The sequence below is a fragment of the Pantoea sp. DY-5 genome, assembly GCF_019795955.1.
GTDB lineage: Bacteria > Pseudomonadota > Gammaproteobacteria > Enterobacterales > Enterobacteriaceae > Pantoea > Pantoea leporis.
Genome location: NZ_JAIMIE010000005.1, coordinates 125,592 through 147,973, shown reverse-complemented (window position 1 = coordinate 147,973; position 22,382 = coordinate 125,592). Strand labels below are relative to the sequence as shown.

At 51.8% G+C, this 22,382-nt stretch carries 23 protein-coding genes; 11 read left to right on the top strand and 12 right to left on the bottom strand.

All coding sequences use genetic code 11. From position 1 onward, the window contains the following. Positions 1 to 269 precede the first annotated feature (269 nt). A complete protein-coding gene (locus tag K5Y30_RS16935) occupies positions 270 to 1,319 on the bottom strand; it encodes an NAD(P)-dependent alcohol dehydrogenase (RefSeq protein ID WP_222212351.1) in 1,050 nt (349 codons plus the stop codon). Positions 1,320 to 1,430: 111 nt separating this feature from the next. On the opposite strand from K5Y30_RS16935, the gene K5Y30_RS16930 reads away from it, so the two are divergent. Further along, entirely contained in the window at positions 1,431 to 1,862 is a 432-nt protein-coding gene (locus K5Y30_RS16930) for a helix-turn-helix domain-containing protein (protein WP_222212349.1), read from the top strand. On the opposite strand, the gene K5Y30_RS16925 is transcribed toward K5Y30_RS16930, so the two are convergent. Further along, positions 1,804 to 2,628, bottom strand: a complete 825-nt coding sequence (locus K5Y30_RS16925) for a helix-turn-helix transcriptional regulator (protein WP_222212347.1) — start codon at positions 2,626 to 2,628, stop codon at positions 1,804 to 1,806. The genes K5Y30_RS16930 and K5Y30_RS16925 overlap by 59 nt on opposite strands. Before the next feature lie 103 nt (positions 2,629 to 2,731). Between K5Y30_RS16925 and K5Y30_RS16920 the strand changes: the two genes are divergently transcribed. Then, positions 2,732 to 3,625, top strand: coding sequence for an SDR family oxidoreductase (locus K5Y30_RS16920; RefSeq protein ID WP_222212345.1), 894 nt, complete (start codon positions 2,732 to 2,734; stop codon positions 3,623 to 3,625). 76 nt (positions 3,626 to 3,701) lie between these two features. On the opposite strand, the gene K5Y30_RS16915 is transcribed toward K5Y30_RS16920, so the two are convergent. From K5Y30_RS16915 to K5Y30_RS16890, 6 genes are all read right to left on the bottom strand, one after another. Next, the gene (locus K5Y30_RS16915; RefSeq protein ID WP_222212343.1) at positions 3,702 to 4,910 is read right to left on the bottom strand and encodes a DUF6421 family protein; all 1,209 of its coding nucleotides are present in this window, start codon (positions 4,908 to 4,910) and stop codon (positions 3,702 to 3,704) included. Positions 4,911 to 4,921: 11 nt separating this feature from the next. Next, complete coding sequence (locus K5Y30_RS16910) at positions 4,922 to 5,449, bottom strand: hypothetical protein (protein WP_222212341.1); 528 nt, start codon at positions 5,447 to 5,449, stop codon at positions 4,922 to 4,924. Positions 5,450 to 5,472: 23 nt separating this feature from the next. Further along, positions 5,473 to 6,723, bottom strand: a complete 1,251-nt coding sequence (locus tag K5Y30_RS16905; protein ID WP_222212339.1) for an ATP-grasp domain-containing protein — start codon at positions 6,721 to 6,723, stop codon at positions 5,473 to 5,475. Beyond that, positions 6,680 to 7,627, bottom strand: a complete 948-nt coding sequence (locus K5Y30_RS16900) for a DMT family transporter (protein WP_222212337.1) — start codon at positions 7,625 to 7,627, stop codon at positions 6,680 to 6,682. Before K5Y30_RS16900 ends, K5Y30_RS16905 begins: the two co-directional genes overlap by 44 nt. 590 nt (positions 7,628 to 8,217) lie before the next feature. Next, complete coding sequence (locus tag K5Y30_RS16895; protein ID WP_101761208.1) at positions 8,218 to 9,039, bottom strand: Cof-type HAD-IIB family hydrolase; 822 nt, start codon at positions 9,037 to 9,039, stop codon at positions 8,218 to 8,220. 121 nt (positions 9,040 to 9,160) lie between these two features. After that, positions 9,161 to 9,799 carry a TetR family transcriptional regulator gene (locus tag K5Y30_RS16890; RefSeq protein ID WP_222212335.1) on the bottom strand — a complete coding sequence of 213 codons (639 nt, stop codon included), beginning with the start codon at positions 9,797 to 9,799 and terminating at the stop codon, positions 9,161 to 9,163. 91 nt (positions 9,800 to 9,890) lie between these two features. Here K5Y30_RS16890 and K5Y30_RS16885 point away from each other — a divergent pair, with 91 nt between their 5' ends. Continuing rightward, positions 9,891 to 10,559, top strand: a complete 669-nt coding sequence (locus K5Y30_RS16885; protein WP_222184056.1) for an O-methyltransferase — start codon at positions 9,891 to 9,893, stop codon at positions 10,557 to 10,559. Between the two features lie 33 nt (positions 10,560 to 10,592). On the opposite strand, the gene zigA is transcribed toward K5Y30_RS16885, so the two are convergent. The 3 genes from zigA to K5Y30_RS16870 all read right to left on the bottom strand — a co-directional run bounded on the left by zigA (position 10,593) and on the right by K5Y30_RS16870 (position 14,009). Continuing rightward, positions 10,593 to 11,813 (bottom strand): zinc metallochaperone GTPase ZigA, encoded by a 1,221-nt coding sequence (gene zigA / locus K5Y30_RS16880; protein ID WP_222212333.1) that lies wholly within the window; start codon positions 11,811 to 11,813, stop codon positions 10,593 to 10,595. Positions 11,814 to 12,033: 220 nt separating this feature from the next. Continuing rightward, a complete protein-coding gene (locus K5Y30_RS16875) occupies positions 12,034 to 13,140 on the bottom strand; it encodes an ABC transporter substrate-binding protein (protein ID WP_222212331.1) in 1,107 nt (368 codons plus the stop codon). 116 nt (positions 13,141 to 13,256) lie between these two features. Next, complete coding sequence (locus K5Y30_RS16870; RefSeq protein WP_176973282.1) at positions 13,257 to 14,009, bottom strand: IclR family transcriptional regulator; 753 nt, start codon at positions 14,007 to 14,009, stop codon at positions 13,257 to 13,259. 391 nt (positions 14,010 to 14,400) lie between these two features. Between K5Y30_RS16870 and K5Y30_RS16865 the strand changes: the two genes are divergently transcribed. The 6 genes from K5Y30_RS16865 to K5Y30_RS16840 all read left to right on the top strand — a co-directional run bounded on the left by K5Y30_RS16865 (position 14,401) and on the right by K5Y30_RS16840 (position 19,218). Further along, positions 14,401 to 14,793: a RidA family protein gene (locus K5Y30_RS16865; RefSeq protein WP_008109150.1), complete on the top strand. Its 393-nt coding sequence runs from the start codon at positions 14,401 to 14,403 to the stop codon at positions 14,791 to 14,793. Positions 14,794 to 14,935: 142 nt separating this feature from the next. Further along, positions 14,936 to 15,772, top strand: coding sequence for a transporter substrate-binding domain-containing protein (locus K5Y30_RS16860; protein ID WP_222212329.1), 837 nt, complete (start codon positions 14,936 to 14,938; stop codon positions 15,770 to 15,772). A 50-nt stretch (positions 15,773 to 15,822) separates the two neighbouring features. After that, the gene (locus tag K5Y30_RS16855) at positions 15,823 to 16,560 is read left to right on the top strand and encodes an amino acid ABC transporter permease (RefSeq protein ID WP_101761202.1); all 738 of its coding nucleotides are present in this window, start codon (positions 15,823 to 15,825) and stop codon (positions 16,558 to 16,560) included. Further along, a complete protein-coding gene (locus K5Y30_RS16850; RefSeq protein WP_154156654.1) occupies positions 16,557 to 17,201 on the top strand; it encodes an amino acid ABC transporter permease in 645 nt (214 codons plus the stop codon). The genes K5Y30_RS16855 and K5Y30_RS16850 overlap by 4 nt, the downstream gene beginning before the upstream one ends. Continuing rightward, positions 17,198 to 17,935 carry an amino acid ABC transporter ATP-binding protein gene (locus K5Y30_RS16845; protein WP_222212327.1) on the top strand — a complete coding sequence of 246 codons (738 nt, stop codon included), beginning with the start codon at positions 17,198 to 17,200 and terminating at the stop codon, positions 17,933 to 17,935. The genes K5Y30_RS16850 and K5Y30_RS16845 overlap by 4 nt, the downstream gene beginning before the upstream one ends. Before the next feature lie 11 nt (positions 17,936 to 17,946). Then, positions 17,947 to 19,218, top strand: a complete 1,272-nt coding sequence (locus tag K5Y30_RS16840) for an alanine racemase (RefSeq protein WP_222212325.1) — start codon at positions 17,947 to 17,949, stop codon at positions 19,216 to 19,218. A 148-nt stretch (positions 19,219 to 19,366) separates the two neighbouring features. On the opposite strand, the gene K5Y30_RS16835 is transcribed toward K5Y30_RS16840, so the two are convergent. Beyond that, positions 19,367 to 20,389 carry an LLM class flavin-dependent oxidoreductase gene (locus K5Y30_RS16835; protein ID WP_222212324.1) on the bottom strand — a complete coding sequence of 341 codons (1,023 nt, stop codon included), beginning with the start codon at positions 20,387 to 20,389 and terminating at the stop codon, positions 19,367 to 19,369. Between the two features lie 204 nt (positions 20,390 to 20,593). Between K5Y30_RS16835 and K5Y30_RS16830 the strand changes: the two genes are divergently transcribed. Both K5Y30_RS16830 and K5Y30_RS16825 read left to right on the top strand, forming a co-directional pair. Next, positions 20,594 to 21,661 carry a fatty acid desaturase gene (locus tag K5Y30_RS16830; RefSeq protein WP_222212323.1) on the top strand — a complete coding sequence of 356 codons (1,068 nt, stop codon included), beginning with the start codon at positions 20,594 to 20,596 and terminating at the stop codon, positions 21,659 to 21,661. Continuing rightward, the gene (locus K5Y30_RS16825; protein WP_370634211.1) at positions 21,558 to 22,343 is read left to right on the top strand and encodes a phosphate/phosphite/phosphonate ABC transporter substrate-binding protein; all 786 of its coding nucleotides are present in this window, start codon (positions 21,558 to 21,560) and stop codon (positions 22,341 to 22,343) included. Before K5Y30_RS16830 ends, K5Y30_RS16825 begins: the two co-directional genes overlap by 104 nt. Positions 22,344 to 22,382 lie beyond the last annotated feature (39 nt).

Sequence of the window (22,382 nt, the reverse complement as noted above, 5' to 3'; positions counted from 1 at the left end):
TGATGCGGTAAATTGTGAATGGATGGATTACCTCAGTTGGACATAAAAATCTCGATTTTTGCTGTCCGACTAACAGGCCGCAAGAGAGTCAAAACCGAGTGTTGTTACGTTATAATGTAAAAGTATGTTGTAACTATATACGCCATTTTTCTCTGGCGAGTTGGTACAACGGATTAAGGAATAAAAATCATTTATTTCAATGGGATGAAATTTTTATCCAGGCGATTTCAGCATGAAATTGCCCACAACAACGTGCGGGCAGAAACACTTTACCAGCGGGTCGCTTGCATATCGATAACGAAACGATACTTCACATCACCCTTCAACATGCGCGCGAACGCCGTTTCGATCTCTTGACCGGCAATCAGTTCAATATCGGCAGTGATATTGTGCTTACCGCAGAAATCCAGCATCTCCTGAGTTTCCTGAATGCTGCCAATTGATGAGCCGCTAATGCTCAAACGACGATTTACCATCGGCGTGACATTTGGAGATTGGTGCGGTTGCTCAGGAATACCGACCAGCACTAAGCGACCGTTGGTTTTCAGCGTTGCAAGGTAAGGATCGAGATCGTGCGGAGCCGACACGCAGTCTACGATGAAATCCAGTGAAGTTTGCGCGGCGGCCATCTGCCCGGCGTCACGTGAAACCACCACGCGCGTCGCCCCCAAGCGCAACGCATCTTCACCTTTGGCCGGTGACGTGGTAAACAGCGTGACTTCCGCGCCCATCGCGCTTGCCAGCTTAACCGCCATATGACCTAATCCGCCCAAACCGACCACGCCGACTTTATCTCCCGCTTGCACGTTAAAGTGACGCAGCGGCGACCACACGGTGACGCCCGCACACAGCAACGGCGCAACGCCAGCTAACGGCAAGGTTTGCGGTACGGACACCACAAAGTGCTGATCGACCACCACATTCTGCGCATAGCCGCCCCACGTGCTGTCGCCGGTGTATTTGTCGATGCCGTTGTAGGTCGCAACAAAGCCGGATTCACAATACTGCTCTTCTTTCTGCTGGCAGAAATGGCATTCGCGGCAGGAATCGACCATCACGCCGACGCCAACCACATCACCGGTTTTGAAATTCGTTACGTCCGCGCCGGTTTCTACCACGCGTCCGACGATTTCATGTCCCGGCACCAGCGGATAACGGCTCACCGCCCATTCGTTACGTGCCATGTGCAGGTCTGAATGGCACACGCCGCAGTACAGAATTTCAATTTTGACATCCTGCTGCTGCAGCGGACGCAGCGCAATCTGGCTGGAAGAGAGCGGTTGGGCCGCGTCGTGTGCGACTAATGCATTGATTTTCATAGTGCCTCCGAAATGAACTGGCTTTGGCTAGCTGAAGGCGGCAGACTATAGTGATCATGGTGCAAAATTGATAGTAGTTACCTTTTGGTAACCATAATGGAGGCGCGAACTATGCCCGCGATTGTTGACGGTAAACTGTTTTTTTATTCGGATTCGCCGCCGCGACGGTTAATGGATCTGTTCTCGGTCAAATGGAGCAGCATGGTTCTGCACGCGCTCTATCACTGGCCGAACCATCGCGCGCGCACCGGCGAGTTGCAGCGCAGCCTGCAGGGAATTTCGAAGAAGATGCTATTTCAGACGTTAAAAGAGCTGGAGCAGCGCGGGCTGATTGCGCGTCACGTCTATGATGTGGTGCCGCCGAAAGTGGATTACCGCTTAACTCCGCTCGGCATGACGTTCGCGGCACCGATTGAGCAGATGTATCAATGGGGGCTGGAGAATCAGGCGGCGCTGGATGAGATGGAAGCCCACTATCGCGCCGCTACGGACGCGCCATCAGCCGCGCCACACAATCCCGATCGTGCTGCTGACGCGGATTAAACACCACCAGACTTAAACCCGGTTTGCCTTCAACCGCGAAGGTGCTGTATTCCAGCTCCAGCACGCCTTCGTCCGGCAGCCACAGCTGTTTGATACCTTCGCCATGCTGGCTCACTTCCTGCGATTGCCACAGCTGGCGGAAGGTGTCACTCATCTCACACAACTCATCCACCAGCGCACGCACATGCTCGCTGGCGCCGGTGCGCGCCACATCCGCACGGAAATTCGCCACCATGCCGCGCGTCACTTTGTGCCAGTCCGGCAGACGCTTTTTCATCTCTTCATTACGGAACATCATCAGCAGGATATTGCGCTGGGCCGGCGGCAGCTCGGCGTAATCGACAAACACTTTGGTCGCCGCAAGGTTCCACGCCACCACTTGCCACTCTGCGGTTTTGACCAGCGCAGGCGTGTTCTCCATGCTGTCGAGCACGCGCTGTAGCGATGGCGAAACATCCACGCCTGCTTGCCATGTCACGCCCGGCAGACGATTTTGTGCCAGCAAAAACAGATGATCGCGCTCGGCGGCGCTCAGCTCTAATGCGCGGGCTAAGCGTTCCAATACTTCTTCCGATGGCGCGCCGCCTCTGCCCTGCTCCAGCCACGTATACCAGGTAGTGCTGACACACGCGCGCACCGCCACTTCTTCCCGGCGCAGGCCCGGCGTGCGGCGACGAAGTAGAGTGTAACCAAGTTTCGCCGCATCCAGCCGCTGGCGACGTTCACGCAGATAGTTGCCGAGCAGGTTGTCATCTTGGGGAGTCATGCCTTTATCCTGTTAGTGCGTATACCTGTATAAGCTCACGACTTTTCGTCGCGTTGCAGACTTTTATGATAGCGCTTCAACTTTGAAAAAGTGGAGCACCAATATGCGAATTTTTGTGACCGGGGCGAGCGGCTTTATCGGTTCCGCCATTGTAAAAAAACTGCAGGCGCGCGGTTATCAGGTGCAAGGTCTGGCGCGCAGCGAAGTTTCCGCAGAAAAACTGCGGCAGCAAGGTGTGCAGGTAATTCGCGGCGATCTGCAAGATCTCGACGGCCTGCGTAAGGCGGTCGAACAGAGCGATGGCGTGATCCACGCAGGATATATTCATGATTTCAGCCGCATGGATCATGCCGCCGAAGTCGACCAACGCGCGATTATGGCGATGGGTGACGTATTGGCAGGTTCAGATCGCCCGCTGATTGTCACCACCGGCACCGCGCTAGTGTCGCCGGGACATCTCGCCACCGAACAGATTCTACCGGCAGCGGGCGCGCATCCACGTTCCAACTCCAACGTCGCGGCGCTGGCGTTGGCCGACAGCGGCGTGCGCGTGGCGCTGGTGCGCTTACCGCCAACCGTACATGGCGCAGGCGATCACGGATTTATTCCGATGATCATCAATATGGCGAAGGAAAAAGGCGCGGCGGTGTATGTCGGCGAGGGTGATAATCGCTGGCCTGCGGTACATCGCGATGATGCCGCTGAACTGTTTTGCCTTGCGGCTGAAAAGGCTGAGCCGGGTGCGATTCTGCATGCGGTGCAGGAAGAAGGCGTGCCGTTCCGGCAGATTGCCGAAACCATCGGCGCCGGATTATCACTGCCGGTGAAAAGCCTGACACTGGAAGAAGCTAAAGCGTGGTTAGGCTGGATGGCATTTTTTGCGTCTACCGATAATCCCTCCTCCAGCGCGTGGACGCGTCAGACGTTTAACTGGCAGCCGAGCGGGCCGGGGTTATTGCAGGATATGCGTGAAAGCGGGTATTTTCATAAGGTTTAAACGAATGAGTAGCGCACCGTGATTGGTGCGCTCATTTCTACTTTCATCGTCTAAAATTTCGCAAATTTATGGGGGTCTAAAAGAAGAGAATTGGTATCTTGACTTTCATATTCATATCATGAATTAAATAATCATCAGGGATAATATATCGTTCATTCTGATCACCTGGCTGAAGTTCTTTCATTACAAAATTTTCAACTGCTTGCTTATATATTGTGTCACCCTCAATCTCTTCAAGCGCTTGTATTTCCTTAACAAGGACATGCAAGCCAATCAAACACTTTTCAAAATCAAGTATAACTTTACCTGAAGAGTCGCTAATGCTAACACCATGTCCACGGCGTTTAAGCCAGGAGAATAATAAAACCCCAGTTGCTGCATCAAAGTTACTCGTAGCATCGTGTTGCGCAGGGTAACGGACCAACCTCTCAAATAAAATAAACTCGGTCACTTCTCGCCACCAAGGATAATGCTGCTGTTGCACTCTAATAATGGTTTGGCAATCAACTTTTATTTCTTCTAAAACACCTTCCCAAAAATTCATTTTAACGTGAATATTTTTATTAAAAGGACGGGGTCCGCAGTGGTGATAATAGTCGTGCAAGTATCCCCATACCGCGCGCGCTGCATAGCAATTCTCTGCGCTTAGTGAATGAGATGATTTCCCTTCAAACTCCAATAATGATTCTACTCTACGCAATGTGTCTTTTTGATAGATAGCATGGAATTTATTAAAAAAGAACATCGCAAAATGTTGTTTAACAACCCTATTTTTTGTTTTAACGTTTTCTGGAAAGAAGACTAAGCAGTGTCCCACACTGAAACCAGAAGACGAAGCAATCAGGTGCATGGTTTGGCTGACATTTTGTGGGTGTGGTAAATCAGACATAATTGGCAGCAAGACATCGGGTTGTTTTCGTTGAGCCAAAAAGCACTCCAGCCAATATCCTTTTTCTTTATGACTATTAGGCGTAATGATTGTAGCCAGGTAAAAAGTTTTGCCGCCATCTACAGGTGGTTCATAGCTATCTAATGACCGTTTAAAACATGGTACAGTATTTAATCCAGCTTTTTTCCATTCACGAAGGTCTGTATTCAATTGTAGGGCATAATCGGATTGCTTCAGAGCAGACAATATCTCACCAGCCAAACCTATAATTTCATCCAGCAAATACTCAGCTTTATCTATGTTACATACTACCGCGCCTGTAGCACTTTGCAATTTATTGAACTCATGTATACGAGGGCATAATTCAATAATAACTTTATCCTTAACCCATTGCATAAAAATACTCCTTAGCGTTTATGACCATGAAGAGTGAAACACATTGGTACTTCACCAAAGTCTTGAATGACCTTTAAATTATTATCTTGTGCAGCTTTTAATGTTGTTATACACGCGGAAGCCTTTCCACTAACACACTCCAGCGCTGCCTGTACATTACTTGAGACAAAACGAACATCCTGGCTGTATGTATACGCGAGATGGGATGGCGCTGGATGACAAACAATTGTAAATTGTTCCATATTTGACGAACTACGATGATTTTTTGCTAATACCATGTTCCATGTTGGCATTACAAAACCATCCTGAATTTCTAAAAAGTCTAAGTTCTCAAATACAATTTTATGTAAGTCTGGATAGACGGCACATCCTAATAATAGATCATGTGTATTCTTCCTGACTTCAATGAGAGCATCCTCAAGAGTTGAATAAAGCTTAACATCACCATAAACCTTCTTACTTTCCAGCCAAAGATAACCTGCTTTCTCACAATTAGTTCCTTCTGGCCCCAAAGTGTGAATTATTATTTTACGATCCATATCATTCTCCTTAACTATGGAATCTATAAATATTTTATTTTTAGATTTTTTTGTAAATCGTTATAAAAAGATTCACAAGCTTCATGGTCAGTATGACGTGTTAAAATAAATCCTGGGTAACCTGAAAAATGAGGGTATGGAAGAACTTTATGCCCAGGCTCCATAAATTCAAAAACATATTCCACCTCAGATTTCTCACGGACATTTGCTAATCCATCAATCTCGACAAAGATTCCATCTCCCTGCACAGGAATAATATAATTTCCGGCAGTAGATATCGGCTTTACTAATGCCCCCATTTTTTGGGGAAATTCCATACCCAAAGCGTGGCAAATAACCAACTGCAGGAAGTTTATATCCGTGCTTGCTTTCACAATATAATGTGATATTCCGGATCCACCCACGCGTGGTGCGACTTCTATAACAAAAGGCACTTGCTTTTGGTCAATACGCAGTTCCACATGTGCTGGTCCCTCATTAATTCCTAGCGCCTTAACTGCACGTCTAACTTCATCTGCGATTTCATCTCGCAGTTCTTCATCAATATCAGCAGGTGCGATATAAACACCTTCTTCAAAGTATGGACCTTTGCCATTACCTTTATCGCCGATTGAGAGCACTGTCACCTCACCACGATGCGAAAATGTTTCGATTGCGAACTCCGGCCCATCGATAAATGACTCAAGTAAAACACCACCCTTGTCATAGATGAAATCTTTCAATTGCGTGCGGTTAATTTCCCATACTTTATCAATAGCATTTCTCAATTCATCAGGGTTGTTAGCTCGGGTAACACCCTGACTGGAAAAGCCATTAGTAGGCTTCACTACAAGCGGAAATTTAATTTGGTCAATGTCTGGGTATTTTTCTTCTTTTATTTCGATAAAGGAGGGTGTATTTAATCCGTTATCATACAGAACGCGCCGAGTCATATTTTTGTTTCTACATTGCTCTACTACGAATTCAGGTAAGAAAGGTAATCCCAACCTGTTAGCAATTTTAGCGGCGAAATCTAACGCCGGTTCAAATAGTGTTAAAACACCATCAATTCGGCGCACTTTATTTTCTAACATGACTATATTTAGTGCTTTATCTTCATCTTCAAACAATGGTAAAGCAATGCTTCTCACAACACCGGGAATTCCCGGCAGTGGAGACTCATTATCGTTATAAAAAAATGTAATTTCGACACCCATTGCCTTAGCTTCTTCAAACACAAATGGTAGCTTTCTATTCTGACAGATTATGGCCAGGTTTTTTTGTAGAGTTGACATTAAGAGTTTCCTTTTCGCGTTTTGGCAAAACGATTAACATTACGCCGATGACAACAACCGCGGTGCCTATAATCACAGTCGTGGTAATATTTTCATCAAGAAGTATGAAGCCCATATACAATGCAATAACTGGGGAGATGAATAAATGAGATGTAGCTTTAGAAATATGCCAATGTTTAAGCAAAGTAATATTAAGCGTAAATCCTAATACTGATCCTATTACTGCTAAATAAAGGAGCGCTCCTAAGCTCTCCCCATAAAAGAAACGGTTACCACTTTCAATTATTAAGCTCGTAATCAAGAGTAAAAAACCACCACTCAGCATGGAAAATGCAACAAAACTAAGAAGTAGAAGAGTTTTAATATGCTTTTGAACTTTGAGCGTTATAGCGGCTGAACTGCCCATGGCTCCTAACACTGCTAACATAGCAATTATACTTTTTTCATTGCCCGGTAAAGATGCTCCTTCACCAAAAACCACACATACACCTGTGATGGCAAAGAAAACACCTGATAATTGCCTTCCAGTTGCTGGCTTTCCGCGTAAGAAATGGTTTAGAAGTAGTGCATATACGCTAATTCCAGAAGCTAAAACAGCTACCAATCCACTAGGTATATATGTTGATGCCCAATAAACTGTTCCAAATGGAATCGAAAAATAAAACAGGCCGTTAGCTGCAGCAAGACTGAAAACGGCGTAATTAATATAAATCCTTTTACTTAAAATCAAATAAAAAATAATAATTACACTTGCAATCAAAAACCGCATCCCTGCTGACCACAATGGAAGGCTATTATTTAGCCCAAGCTTTTGCAATGCCCATGTTGTGCCTCCAATAAAGCAAAGAAGGATGAAAAACAAATAAAAACGAATTCTTATTAGAAAGTTAAATGGAGATGACATAACTCGAGCACTCCCTGCGTTGAATATTAATGCATAAGATTGAATAAAGATATCATCTTAAGATTAAAATCAATCCTCTGCGATCTAAAAGTTAATCTCAGCTTATCAAAGCATAATTAAAGCCGTAACCATTATTTAATTACTTTTAAATTAAAAGAAAAAAACACTCAGTTAATCGAGTCAGCATCGAGCATTAAATTGCCTATCAATTGTAATCATTATTTTTTCAACTGGATGAACTTATAAAAACAGAGTAATAAGTTAATTCGAGGGAATTTTCCCACCCATTTATAAGACAAGTGAAGTTATCGCAAGATGTGTTGAAGGTAAAAAAGCCCTCAAACCATTGCATTATAATGCTTTTATTTTATCAGTAAATTTCGGATTCAATTCCAATAATACTTTATTGTCTTATATATAAAGGAAAGATTAGAGCGACAACATTGGTCACTTTTGACAAATCAGGCGGGTTTATGCGTTATAACCCTTTCTCAATGAGGTATATGACGGGTACTAGTAAGTGAGATGAATTAACAACTACCATTCTGCTTGAGCGTCATTGCCTGCAATGACGCTCCGCATCAATAACATCAGCCAAACGGCACTTCGCGCGCCAGAATGCGGGCGATCACGTTAAGCGCGCCTTCGTCATTGTTGCTTTCGGTTCTGTAACGCGACACGGCGCTGACTGGCGCGGCGGCGTTCGCCATTGAGAAGCTGTAGCACGCCTGACGCAGCATTTCGATGTCATTGGCGCTGTCGCCTATCGCCACCACTTCACAATCATCAATGCCCCATTTTTCCTGCAGCAGCGCGATGCCATGCGCTTTGTGGCAGCCGGGAATGATCAAATCCACAAACCCAAAACCACTGGAAACCGGATGCATGATGTTTTCAATCGCGCCCAACTCAGCGTGCAGACGTTCCATCAAGGCATCAACGCCTTCGTGCGCCAGATTCAGCGAGAACTTAAAGATGGTGTCGTCGATATCGTAGAGATTGTCGCGCTTTTCCAGACGATGATAGTGATTCGCCAGCATGGCAATCACTTCGTCGGACATTGAGGTGTGCACGTACGCGCCGTTGCGGCCACAGACCACGGTGCTGATGTCTGGCTCTTTGGCGAGAATATCGAGGATTTGATGCACGCGCTCCTGCGCCAGTTCGCCGCAGAAGATCTCTTCATTACTGTCAGAAACCCAGGCGCCGTTTTCCGCGACAAAAGCGATCTCGTCTTTGATGTCAGGAAAGTAGCGCAGCAACTGATAATACTGATTGCCGCTGGCGACCACGAAACGAATGCCCTTCTCTTTCAGCAACGCATACTGACGCGCAAAGCGCTGCGCGTTGTATTGTTTGTTGTCATCGAGAAAAGTGCCATCCATATCCACCGCAATCATCTTCACTGCCATTTTGCTCTCCCGTTTGCTCATTCGGCTCAATAAAGTTTTGTTAAGCTTACTCGCGGTGTGGATTATTGAGAATGTGAATAATGAGTTTGTTAACCGCTTTCAGAGATTTCCAGTCCATCTTTTACTGTAAATCGGCGCCTTTTTCCCTGATCCAGGCACAAAACATCGCCGCCATCTCTTGCGCGTAAGCCTGAATCTCAGCTGGCGTGCGCGGCGATTCGGAAAAATGTTTCCCAACATTGCCCAGCGTACTGTTCAATAAATCTGCGGTGCGCGCCCGTTCACTTTCCTCTGAGTGTGGTAATACTTCACGCAGAAAATCGCTGATGACATTTTCACCCGCCGCGCGCGCTTCCTGCACCTCCGGCGCATCACGATACAAAGGTGCCGCGTCATTCAGCGCGGTGCGCATCGCCGCCTCTTCACATTCGGAATGCAAAAACGCCAGAGTGAGATCGTGCAATCGCTGACGCGGCGTGTTGGCGGTATTGCGCAAAATCGCGCCTAACAAATTGCCAGTACGCTGCCATTCCTCGCTTTGCAATCTGAAAAGAATAGCCGCCTTATTGGGAAAATATTGATACAGCGATCCAATACTAACGCCAGCGCGTTCCGCAACCCGCGCCGTGGTAAAACGCGCGGCACCTTCCAGCTCTAAAACCTGAGTAGCCGCCTGCAAAATGGCGGAAACCAGCTCGCTGGAACGCGCCTGCCTGGGCTTTTTTCTCTCTGAAATCTTAGTGTTACGTAGCTCAGTCACTATCATCTCCTGAACACGAATAGTGAAATGCGAATAATTCATCGTATTCTGTTGGCACAGCAAAATCCACTTTGTCTGCACGGAGAACAACATGAATACCTTAACTTCTGCGCCACTGGCGCCGCTGCTGAATTACCTGTTTGAGCTGGCCGATAATATGGCGCATCCAACCAATAATGCCTTCAGAACCATGACTGACGCCGAGCAACATCGCCTGCTACACAGCAAAACCGATTACCTGGAACTTTATGGACATCTAAAAGAGGTGCCGTTAGCGGTATCACGTGAAACCGGCAAGTTGCTGTATATGCTGGCGCGCAGCAGCAATGCCAAAACCATCGTTGAATTCGGCACCTCATTCGGCATTTCCACGCTGCATCTGGCGGCGGCGCTGCGCGATAACGGCGGCGGTAACATCATCACCTGCGAGTTTGAGCCGGAGAAAGTGGCGTTAGCCCGTAACCATTTCGCCGATGCCGGCGTCAGCGATTTGATTGAGGTGCGCGTGGGCGATGCGTTGCAGACATTGAGCCGCGATCTCCCCGCCTCCATCGATATGCTGGTGCTGGACGGCGCAAAAGCGATTTACCCGGATATTGTTACGTTGGTGCAGCCGTTTTTGCGTCCCGGCGCGCTGATTGTTGCCGACGATGCCGACTTCAGCCCGGAGTATCTGGAGCTGATGCACAGTAATCGTGGTTTTATGTCGCTGCCGTTTAACGATGGGGTTGAGGTGTCGATGTGGTTGGGCGCAGCGTAATTGAGCAGGTCGCCATGAATGGCGACCCTACAATTAGTTAAACCATGGCTGGAACGGGTCGGGGAATTCCACCCAGTTATCGGGTCCGAGCGCCATTTCCTCATCGGTTAACAGTGCCTCTTCCAGTTTGCTTCGCAGCGCGTTTTCATCCATTTCTATGCCGATAAACACCAGTTCCTGTCGCGCGTCGCCGCTGCCGTCAACCCAGTTCTCTAAGATGTAGCCAAGGTTTTCCGCATCTTCCGGCCAGCGATCTTTTGGCACGCTGGCCCACCACATGCCGGCTAAACCCTGACGCGATACGCCGCCTGCCTGCGACCATGAACCGGCATGACGCGGACGGCTGGCAAGCCAGAAGTAGCCTTTGGAACGCACCACTCCGTGCATCTCATTTTCAATCAAGTGAGCAAAGCGCATCGGATGGAAAGGACGACGCGCGCGGAACACGAAGTTACGAATGCCGTACTCTTCGGTCTCGGGCGTGTGTTCTCCACGCAACTCCTGCAGCCAGCCCGGCGCCTGCGCGGCGGCATCAAAATCAAACAAACCGGTGTTGAGCACCTGATTCAATCCCACTTTGCCGAATTCAGAGGTGATAATGTTGGCGCGCGGATTGAGCGACGTCAGGATCGCCATCAGCCGCGCTTTTTCCGTCTCGTTAATCAGGTCGGTTTTGTTAAGAATCAGTACATCACAGAACTCGATTTGATCGACCAGCAAATCCACCACCGTGCGCTCATCCTCAGCACCCAATGATTCTCCGCGCGACTGAATGCTCTCATTCGATTCATAGTCACGCAGGAAGTTAAAGCCATCGACCACCGTCACCATGGTGTCGAGCGAGGCAACTTCAGACAGACTTTGCCCCTCTTCATCGGCGAAGGTGAAAGTCTCCGCCACCGGCAACGGTTCAGAAATGCCGGTCGATTCGATCACCAAATTATCGAAGCGGCCATCTTTCGCCAGACGATTGACCTCCAGCAGCAAATCTTCACGCAATGTGCAGCAGATGCAGCCGTTACTCATTTCCACCAGCTTTTCGTCGGTGCGCGACAGCTCTGCCCCGCCCTCGCGCACCAGCGCGGCATCGATATTCACTTCCGACATATCATTGACGATCACCGCCACACGACGGCCTTCGCGGTTATTGAGAATATGATTGAGCAGCGTGGTTTTACCTGCGCCAAGAAAGCCGGAAAGCACGGTGACGGGAAGTTTTTTGAAACCATTCTGATTTTGGGTTAATGCTGACATAGCAACTCCTCTAAATGACAAGGTTCACAAGACGTATAGGCATACGCGCAACGTTGTTTTTAGTTATGTTATAACATAACAATTAACCTTGTCATTGAGGAATGTTGATCGATTGGTTTGGCAAGGGTTTCGTAGGGTGCGCATTCATGCGCACCTGCATACATAGAGCGACATTACGCCATAAACGGCGATCAATACGGCGAAATAGAAAAACCCGCGATTACTGATTATTCGGGTAACTCAAATCGATCTCGTTATCCGGCAATGTGGTGAAGTTTTTAACGATGCTGCGGAAATCCGCGTTCGGCTTCAGGTCGGCAAACTGTTGCGGATAGAGATCTTTCGCCAGAATTTCCATGCCGATGATGTTGTACGGATGGTTATAAAAGTGGTGATACACGCCGTACACGCGGCCCTGTTTCACCGGCTCGATCTGCGCCAGGCCGGTGCGCTTCAGCAGCGTCTGGAAGGTGGCTTTCACTTCCTGCGGTTGCACGCCATAACCAAACGGCAACACATTAGCGTTTGGACGTTTCGATCCGGTCATGATGTAGACATCCGGTTTCATGGCGATGATTTTTTCCAGCGCCACAAATCCGGCATTGCCCGGCAGCAGTTCAGAGCCGATATTTTTGCCGCCCACCGCTTCCACCAATCCGCCCCAGCCATTGTGGCTGTGCGTAAAGCAGCAGTTGTCGCTATTCCCGGCTATCGGCTCGATAAACACCGTTGGCTTATCTTTTACTTGCGCCACGCCTTGGGTGATGCGCGCGAATTTCTGCTGATAGAAATCGGTATAAGCCCTGGCCTGGCTTTCGCGGTTCAGCACCTTACCAAGCAGCGTCACGCTCGGCGCGGTGTTCTGCGCGGGATGCAGTTCATAATCCAGGAACACCACCGGAATATGCAGATTCTGCAAGGTGCCGAGCACGCCCGATTGCTGTAACGCCGGTTTGGCGCGCAGTTGCGCAATCATCAAATCAGGTTTCTGCGCCAGCACGCTTTCGAGATTGACCTGGCCCTGATCGTTAAAACCCATATCGACGATTTTCGTCGCTTCCGGCCAGCGCCCTTTCAGTACATCCCAGGTTTGCGTGTCCTGCTTTTTCGGCAGATTGTTCCACGCCACCACGCGCTTAAACGGATCGTCGCGATCCAGCAGCGCCAGCGTCAGAATGTCGCGCCCATCCTGCAATATGATGTGCTGCGGCTCTTTGTTGATGGTTTGCGTATTGCCGTCCATGTCGGTGACGGTCAGCGGATACGTGGAGGCAGCCGCCGCCGTTGAAGCCAGTAATCCCATTGCCAAAAGCAGGCGCGTTTTCATGCCAAAACTCCGTGGTAAAAAGAATAGTTATTATTATCAATTACCTTAACACAACCTTAAGTGGCGAGAATAAACGCCACTTCAATCAGTTGTAACAGAGTTTTATGCGGGTGCTGTTAGGTGAAATCAGAGAGTTTTTGTCCGGAAGTGATCAGTTCCTGCAGCAGCATCTGGCGACGCTCCTGCGGCGTATCGCGGCTGACCATAAAACAGATTGCCGCCACAGCCTGACCGCTGCGCGAACGGATCGGCGCCGCCATACAGCAGGTGAAGCTTTCCGATAATCCTTCGGTCATGCAATAACCGAGTTTTCCGGCGTGATGGATTTCATCAAGAAACGCCTGCTTATCGAGGATTTGGCCGCTGGCGAGGCGATAATCCTCCTCCGGGATTAGATCCAGAATCGCGCTGTCCGACCAGTTACTCAGCAGCAAACGCCCGGTCGCGGTCCAGGTAATCGGCACACGCACGCCGATATCCGAAGTGATTTTGAACGGATGCGCATTGCTCTCAGAGAGCACCACGGTGTATTTGTTGCCCTCCAGCATGCAGAGCTGCACGGTTTCACCGTGGCGCGCCACAATCTCCACCATGAGTTGATGCGCCCGACGGATCAGATCGTTATGCGCCATATAATCCGCACCGTAATAGTGCATCTCACGGCCAAAGAACACTGCGCCTTCGGCATCCAGCTCCACCAAACCGGCTTCACTTAGCAGGCTGACTAATTCATAGATGCTGGAACGGGGTGCGCCGGTGGCGTCGATCAACGCGCGCATCGACATCGGCTGACGTGCGCTGTGCAACTGCCGAAAGATATCAATAACCCGGTCAACTCCGCGCGCCCGCGAGGGTTTTTCGTCCGGCATAAACTCACTCCTTGGTGGCATGGGTACAAAAGGTAAAGGCAATGAAAGAAGGGCATGATACACCGCGCATCGGCTTTTACCCATCCCGGATTAAATAAATATTAATCACCTGCCTTTTATTAGCACGATCAATTTTGGTGCCTCATTATGGCGCATGACGCGCACTCAACTTTTATAAAACTACGATAGCGATCACACTCCAATATAAACTCACTCTCAGGTTAATTTTATTTTGCGATCCCGACGACATCACAAAAAATTAAATAGCTGTGCACATATTGCAAAAGAAAAATTCCTGTGCAAATCTTGCCATATCCAGTATTGCAGATAGCAGTCTGGTATATCAGACAACACGGTAAGCAGATTTTCGCTGCAACAGGAGCAGAAAGGGATGACGATTAAACGTTATGGCGTAGAAGGCGGAACCGGTACCGGCGGGCAGAAACTGCCGTTTGCCCGCGCGGTTGAAGCCGATGGCTGGCTCTACATCTCCGGCCAAACACCGATGCGCGACGGCGAAGTGGTGGAAGGCGGCATCATCGAACAGACGCAGCTGGCGTTCGAAAACTGTCTCACCATCATGCGCGAAGCCGGTTATCGCGTGGAGGATGTGGTGCATGTCACGGCGGTATTAACCGACGCACGATATTTCAGTTCATTTAATAAAGTATTCAGTGAGATATTCAGCGGAAATCCACCGGCGCGTATTTGTAGCGTGCAGGATTTAGTCGTCGACTGCAAAGTCGAAGTCGATATGAAATGCTTCCGCGCCGATCGTAAATAAATATTACGGTTAAAACAGGCTGGCGAATGTTTACTTTCTCCGCCCACACCAGGACAGCCTGTTATTAATTGATGCCTTTCTATTTTGCTGTGAAATAACGGTATTACACCGTCTCGTCAAAATTTCTAAAGAGAGCATAACAATGAAGACAACATCGCTAAAAGTGAGCCTCCACGCGCTAGCCGGCGCGCTGGTATTACTGACGCTGGCGGGCTGTACGCCAACCGAAGAGAAAAAAGAAGCGGGCGCTGCGCCGCAGTCAGCGCTGCAAACCGTATTGCAACGTGGCACGCTGCGCGTCGGTGACTGCCTGAGTTTCGCCCCGTTCGGTTTTTACGATAAAGACGGTAACCCGGACGGCTACGATGTTGATCTCGCCAAAGCGCTGGCCAAAGAGATGGGCGTGAAACTGGAAATGGTCAACACCACCAGCGCCAACCGCATTCCTAATCTGCAAACCAATAAAGTGGATGTGGTGTTCTGCAACTTCACCCGCAATCTGGAACGCGCCAAAGAGATCGGCTTCACCAACCCGTATGTGGTGGCAAGTGAAGCGATGCTGGTGCGCAAGAACAGCGGCATCCAGTCCGCACACGATATGGGCGGCAAAACCATCGCCACGGTAAAAGGCTCGACCAACGGTGACGAAGTGCGCAACCTGGGCATTGACGTGAAGATTCAGGAGTACGACTCATCGCAGGCTGCCATCCTCGCGGTGAAACAGGGCCAGGCTGATGCGATGATCGAGGATAACACCTTCCTCGCCTATCAGGCCAAGCTCGACCCAACGTTAACCGTGACCAATGAAGCGCTGGTGCCGCTGGAATACAACGCCTTTGGCGTGAAGCAGGGCGATCAGGTCTGGACCAACTATCTCAACGAATTCCTGTTTGAAATTAACGCCTCCGGTGAAAACGCCCAGCTGTATCAGAAATGGTTCGGCAACAAACCGCGTTATCCGCTGAATCCGCAATATTGATCCCCACGCGGCGCGGCAACTGCTGCTGCGCCGCCCGAAGGAGCAGAACCATGAGTTATCAATGGCTAACCCTGTGGCGCTACGCCGACACTTTTCTTGCCGCCGCGTGGCTCACCTTGCAAGTGACATTGCTGGCGTTTGCGCTGGCGGTGGCGCTCGGTTTGCTCTCGGCGCTGGCGAAAGCGTCGCCGCTGGCCCCGCTGCGCTGGATCAGTCACTGCTACGTTGAGTTCATCCGCAACACGCCGGTGCTGCTGCAGATCTTCATCATCTTCTTTGGTCTACCATCGCTCGGCATCACCATGAGCGCCTTTACCGCTGGCGTGCTGGCGCTGGGGATTAACGTCGGTGCCTATCTGTCCGAAACCTTCCGCGCAGGCATTCAATCGGTGCCGAAAGGCCAGCTTGAAGCCGCATGGGTGCTAGGCATTCCCCGTCGTCAGGTGTTTCTCACCGTGGTGCTGCCGCAGGCTGCGCGCGCGGTGTGGCCCGCCATTATCAACAACCTGATTCAGCTGCTGCTCGGCACCTCTTTGCTGTCAGCGATTGCGCTGCCTGAACTGACCGGCACCGCCACAGTGATTAATGCGCGCACGCTTCTTTATATCCAGACATTTAGCGTCGTTGCCCTGGTCTATCTGGTGCTGAGCAACCTGTTCTCCTGGCTGGGAACGATGGCAGGACGGCGCATGTTCCACCCGCCGCTGGTGACCCCGGTAAAAAAGTCCGCCTGGTGGTGGGCAAGAAAATGGCTGACTAATCCAGTGAAACGGGAGAACGCGCTATGAACGAGTTAATCATCAGTTCGTTACCGATTCTGCTAAAAGGGCTCGGTATCACGCTGCTGCTGTCGGTAGCCGCGATCATTGGCAGCACGCTGCTGGGCTTGCTGGCGGCGGTGTTGCGCACCAGCCGCTTGCCCGTTCTGAAGCAGATTGCGGTGATCTACACCGAGCTGTTTCGCGGCACGCCGGTGCTGATCACGCTGATGTTCATCTACTTCGGCGTCGCCTATTTCGGCTATGACATCAACCTGTTTGCCGCCGGTATTCTTGGCCTGAGCATCTATCAGGGCGCGTATATCGCGGAAGTGTTCCGCGCCGGCATCGAAGCGGTGCCAAAAGGCCAGTGGGAAGTGTCGTGGATTTTGGGCCTGTCGAAGCGTCAGACCTTTATGAGCGTGATCCTGCCGCAAACGCGCGGCATCGTGCTGCCGCCGCTGGCGGGTCAGTATCTTTCCCTGATCAAAGACACCTCGATCGTCAGCATGATCGGCATGTCCGAACTGATGCATCAGGGCCAGGCGATTGTCGATCGCATCGGTCAGCCGGTGGTGGTTTACGGTCTGGTCGCCCTGCTCTACTTCGCCGTCTGCTTCCCGCTTTCCCGTTGGGTTCAACATCATCAAACCAGGAGCCAAATCTCATGAGCAAATCCGCGATTACCTTAAGCCGGATAACCAAATCGTTTGGCGCAACCCAGGTGCTGAAAGAGATCAGCCTGGATGTTTCACCGGGCGAAGTGCTGGTGCTGATTGGCGCATCCGGCTCTGGCAAAAGTACCGTGCTGCGCATCATGAGCGGGCTGGAAGTGGCCGACGGCGGTGAAGTGTGGGTCAACGACGTGCCGCTGCACCAACGCAGGCGCGCCAGCGAAATCTGCGGTCACGTTGGCATGGTGTTCCAGCAGTTCAACCTGTTCCCGCACAAAACCGCGCTCGGCAACGTCACGCTGGCGCTGATTAAAGCGCAAAAGCTGTCGGAAGCCGAAGCCAATAAACGCGGCATGGCGGCGCTGACGCGCGTCGGACTGGCCGAGCGCGCGCATCACTATCCGGCGCAGCTTTCCGGTGGTCAGCAGCAGCGCGTGGCGATTGCCCGTGCGCTGGCGGTAGAACCGAAAATCATGTTCTTCGATGAAGCTACCTCGGCGCTGGACCCAGAACTGGTAGGCGAAGTCATGGAAGTGATGCGCAGCCTGGCGCGTGAAGGCATGACGATGGTGGTGGTGACACACGAAATGGGCTTCGCGCGCAAAACCGCTGACCGCGTGTTGTTTATGGATCAGGGCGTGATTGCCGAACAAGGTTCGCCCGAGCAGATTTTCGTCAATCCACAGAACCCGCGCACGCAGCAGTTTTTATCGCGCGTACTTGAGCACTAACAGGAGGATCTATGTCGATTCGCTTTCCGCTGCAGGCGGATGGATTACTGGATGCGCAGCAAACCGCGCCACGTTTTAAATCGGTTGCCGGAGCAGGCGAGTCGCCGCTGGCTCTCGGCACGGCGGTGCTGAGCAGCGATCAGGTGTTTTCGCCGCTGATGATCATGAAACAGTCGGCGCTGGAGAACAATCTGCGCCAGCTAGCAGACTTCTGCCGCGAAAACGGCGTGATACTGGCCGCGCACGGGAAAACCTCGATGTCGCCTGCCGTTTTGCGCCGCGCGATTAGCGCAGGCGGCGCGTGGGGTTTGGGTGCCGCCACGCCCGCGCAGGTGCGCGCGCTGCGTCAGTTCGGTATACGCAATGTGTTTCTCGCCAACGAGCTGGTCGATCCGGCGGGTATTCGCTGGATTGCGCACTGGCAACAGCAGCATCCCGATCATGGCTTCCTGTGCTACGTCGATTCGCTACAGGGCGTGAAGCTACTGGCGCAGAACCTCGGCGACAGCCAGATTTCGGTGCTGCTGGAGATGTCTGTCAGCGGCGGCCGCACCGGCTGTCGTTCTCAGCAAGATGCGGTGGCGATTGCCGAAGCGATCGCCGCCTGCCCGGCGCTCAAGCTGGTGGGCGTGGCCGGATATGAAGGTGCGCTCGGCGCAGGCCGCGATGAAAGCGGCATTCAGCGCGTGAAGGATTACTGCCAGATGATGATCGCTACCGCTGAATTGCTGGCGGAAAAGCAGCTGTTTGCCAGCGATCACATCATCCTCAGCGCCGGTGGCGGCGCCTGGTTTGATGTGGTGACAGCGTGCTTCACCGCGGCGAAACTGCCGCTGCCGATGACGCCGCTGATCCGTTCCGGGGCCTATATGGCGCACGACAGCGGACTGTATGCGCGCATCGCGCCCTTTGCTCAGCCGGGCGCGACACATCATTTTGCTGCCGCGCTGGAGATTTGGGGCCGCGTGTTATCGCGTCCGGAGCCGGGCCTGGCATTCGTCGATTTTGGCCGCCGCGATGTCCCGTTCGATCAGGATCTGCCCAATCCGCTGTGGATCCGCAACGCCGATGGCAGCGCGCCACGCGCGGCGACGCATTTGCGTATCAGTGATGTGAACGATCAGCATGCTTATCTGTTATTGCCGGAGGATGAGCCGCTGCAGGTGGGCGATTGGGTCGGCTGCGGTATTTCGCATCCTTGTACCGCCTTTGATAAATGGCGCTATCTGCCGCTGGTGGATGATGATTATTGCGTCACAGATTCACTGGAAACAGCGTTTTGATGGTTTTTTGTGCCAGGTTTTGTAAGGTCGCCATGAATGGCGACCTTACGAGAAACGTTGCGGAATTCATGAACGGATGCCAACAATCCGGGTTTTGTAGGGTCGCTATTTATGGCGACCTTATGACAAACGGCTGCGCACCCAACACTCAACGCCAACCCAACTCCGGTGCAACGTGGGTCAAAATGCTCTCAATCACGTGCGCACAGTAATCCACGCCTAACTGATTCGGGATGGTCAGCAACAGCGTATCCGCTTCGGCAATCCCTTCGTCCTGCGCCAGCTGTTTGATCAACTGATCCGGCTCGGCGGCATAACTGCGACCAAAGATGGCGCGGGTTTTCTCGTCGAGGAAACCCACCGAATCCTGATCCTGTCCACTGCGACCAAAGTAGGCGCGGTCGGTATCGTTGGTCAGCGCAAAAATGCTGCGGCTCACCGAAACACGCGGCGTACGCTGATGGCCCGCCGCTTCCCACGCCTGACGATAAGCACGAATCTGCTTCGCCTGCTGCACGTGGAACGGCTCGCCGGTTTCATCATCTTTCAAAGTTGAGCTTTGCAGGTTCATGCCCTGTTGCGCCGCCCAGATAGATGTCGCGTTGGAACCCGATCCCCACCAGATACGCTCACGCAAACCGGCCGAGAACGGCTCAAGACGCAGCAAGCCCGGTGGATTGGGGAACATTGGCTGCGGATTCGGTTTAGCGAAACCTTCACCGCGCAGTACTTCCAGCAGTTCCTCAGTATGGCGACGGCCCATATCGGCATCGCTTTCACCGTTTTGCGGATCAAAGCCAAAGTAGCGATAGCCTTCGATAACCTGCTCCGGCGAGCCACGGCTCAGGCCGAGCTGCAGGCGACCGTTGGAAATCAGATCCGCCGCACCGGCATCTTCCGCCATATACAGCGGGTTTTCGTAGCGCATATCGATCACGCCGGTACCAATTTCAATCTTTTTAGTGCGCGCACCGACCGCCGCCAGCAGCGGGAACGGCGAGCTCAGCTGACGCGCAAAGTGGTGCACGCGGAAGTAGGCACCATCGGCACCCAACTCTTCGGCGGCAACTGCTAAATCAATCGATTGCAGCAGCACGTCCTGCGCCGAACGGGTGGCAGATTGTGATGATGGGGTCCAGTGACCAAAAGATAAGAAGCCAATATTTTTCATGCTGAAATTCTCCTCGTGAGCCGCGCTGGCTCGAACGTTTTCAATGCAGCAAGGTTACGCCACAGACGAGGTGACTGATAGCCAATAGATTTCGCGCGCTTCATCAACTTTTTTGCATAAGTAAGAAAAAGAGATTCTTTGTGTTCATCACGGTGATCAATCATCGTCAAGAGCCTAATCACTGTTTACAGGTTCGGCTTCACCATGAGTAAAGGGACATCCGCCTATCTCAATGCGCAACAGCGCGAGGTGGTACATCAACTGACGCGCAGCTGGCTGTGGCGCAGCGAATTGCCAACGTGGCTATTGATGGTGGCGGTGTACGGCGGCTGGTTCGCCAGCATTGTCTTCTGGCAAACGCTGGGATTAACGCTGAGCACGCTGCTGCTGGTCCTGTTTACCACCTGGTATATGTCGCTGCAGCACGAGTTGATTCACGGTCACCCGACGCGTTTTCCCCGTTTCAACCAGCTGTTCGGCACGCTGCCGCTGGCGGTGTGGTATCCGTATGGCTTATACCGCGACTCGCATCTGGCGCATCACCGCAACCACACGCTGACCGATCCCGATGAAGATCCGGAAACCTACTATTTTTCGCCGGCGCGCTGGGCACAACTCAAGCCGTGGCAGCAGCATGTGATTCATCTACGCAACACCTTTCCCGGACGTTTGCTGATCGGCCCGCTGCTGGATATGGGCGCGACCCTCAAAACCCTGGTGCATGCCTTTATTCAACGCGATAAACCGGCGATGGCGATGTGGATTATTCATCTCACCTTACTGAGCGGGCTGTTTTACTGGATGGCGCTGCATGGCTTCTCGCCGCTGTGGTTGGTGCTGACGGTGAGTTATCCGGCGTTGATGCTGACCAAAGTGCGATCCTTCTACGAGCATCGTGCCGACGAGGAGCCGCTGGCGCGCTCGGTCAATAACGAAGCCGCGTTGCCATGGCGTTTGCTGTTCCTCAATCTCAACTATCATTCTGTACATCACGATCTACCCGGTTTGCCGTGGTACGGATTACGCAAAGTCTATTTGCTGTATCGCGATGGTTATCACCTGCGTAACCACGGTTTTCGCGTCGCCGGTTATGGCGAATGGATAAGCCGCTTCTGGCGCAAATCGGTCGAGGTTAATGCCCATCCGGGTACGCAAAAGGATGCACAGGATGCCCACTCTTTCGTTACCGATGTACGACATCAATCATCAGGCGACTATCGGCCTGACCTCAGCGCTAACGACGCTGTTGCAACAACGCGGCGTGCAGGCTGAGGTTAGCTGGCCGCAGGATTTACTGCCGCACTGGCGCGATGACCGGCTGCTGCTGAGCCAAACCTGCGGTTATCCGCTGGTGGAGCTGCTGCCCGATGTGCAGTTGGTCGGCACCTTTCACTCCAGCGCGCAAGGCTGCGACGGCCAGCGCTATCGCAGCTGGCTGGTAGCGCGCAGCGCAGATGAGAACCTGACGCTAAGCGACTTTCGCGGACGGCGCGCAGTGTGCAACAGCAACGATTCCCACTCCGGTTTCAACTCGCTGCGCTACGTGATTGCGCCGCTGGCGCAGGCCGGGAAATTCTTCAGCGCAACCCGTTTTAGCGGCAGCCATCGCCAGTCGCTGGCGGCGTTACGTGCGGGCGAGGCGGATATCGCGGCGATTGATTGCATCACCTGGGCGCTGCTGCGCCGCAATTTCCCGCAGGAGCTGGCGGGGCTGGAGATTATCGGAGAAACGCCGCTGTGCGCCGCGTTGCCGCTGATTACGTCAGCCAAAACCGACGCATCAACCCTTGAAAAACTGCGCAGTGCGTTGAGCGAACTGACCAGCGATAAGCGTTATCGGGATCTTCTGGCGGAGAGTTTAATTAGCGGATTCAGCATGAGCGATCGGGCGTTTTATGACGAAGTGCGCGAGTGGAAAGATCGCGCCGCCGCGCTGGGCGTGACGGCGTTGTAATCATCTGTTTATCATTCGGAACGGTCGCCATAAATGGCG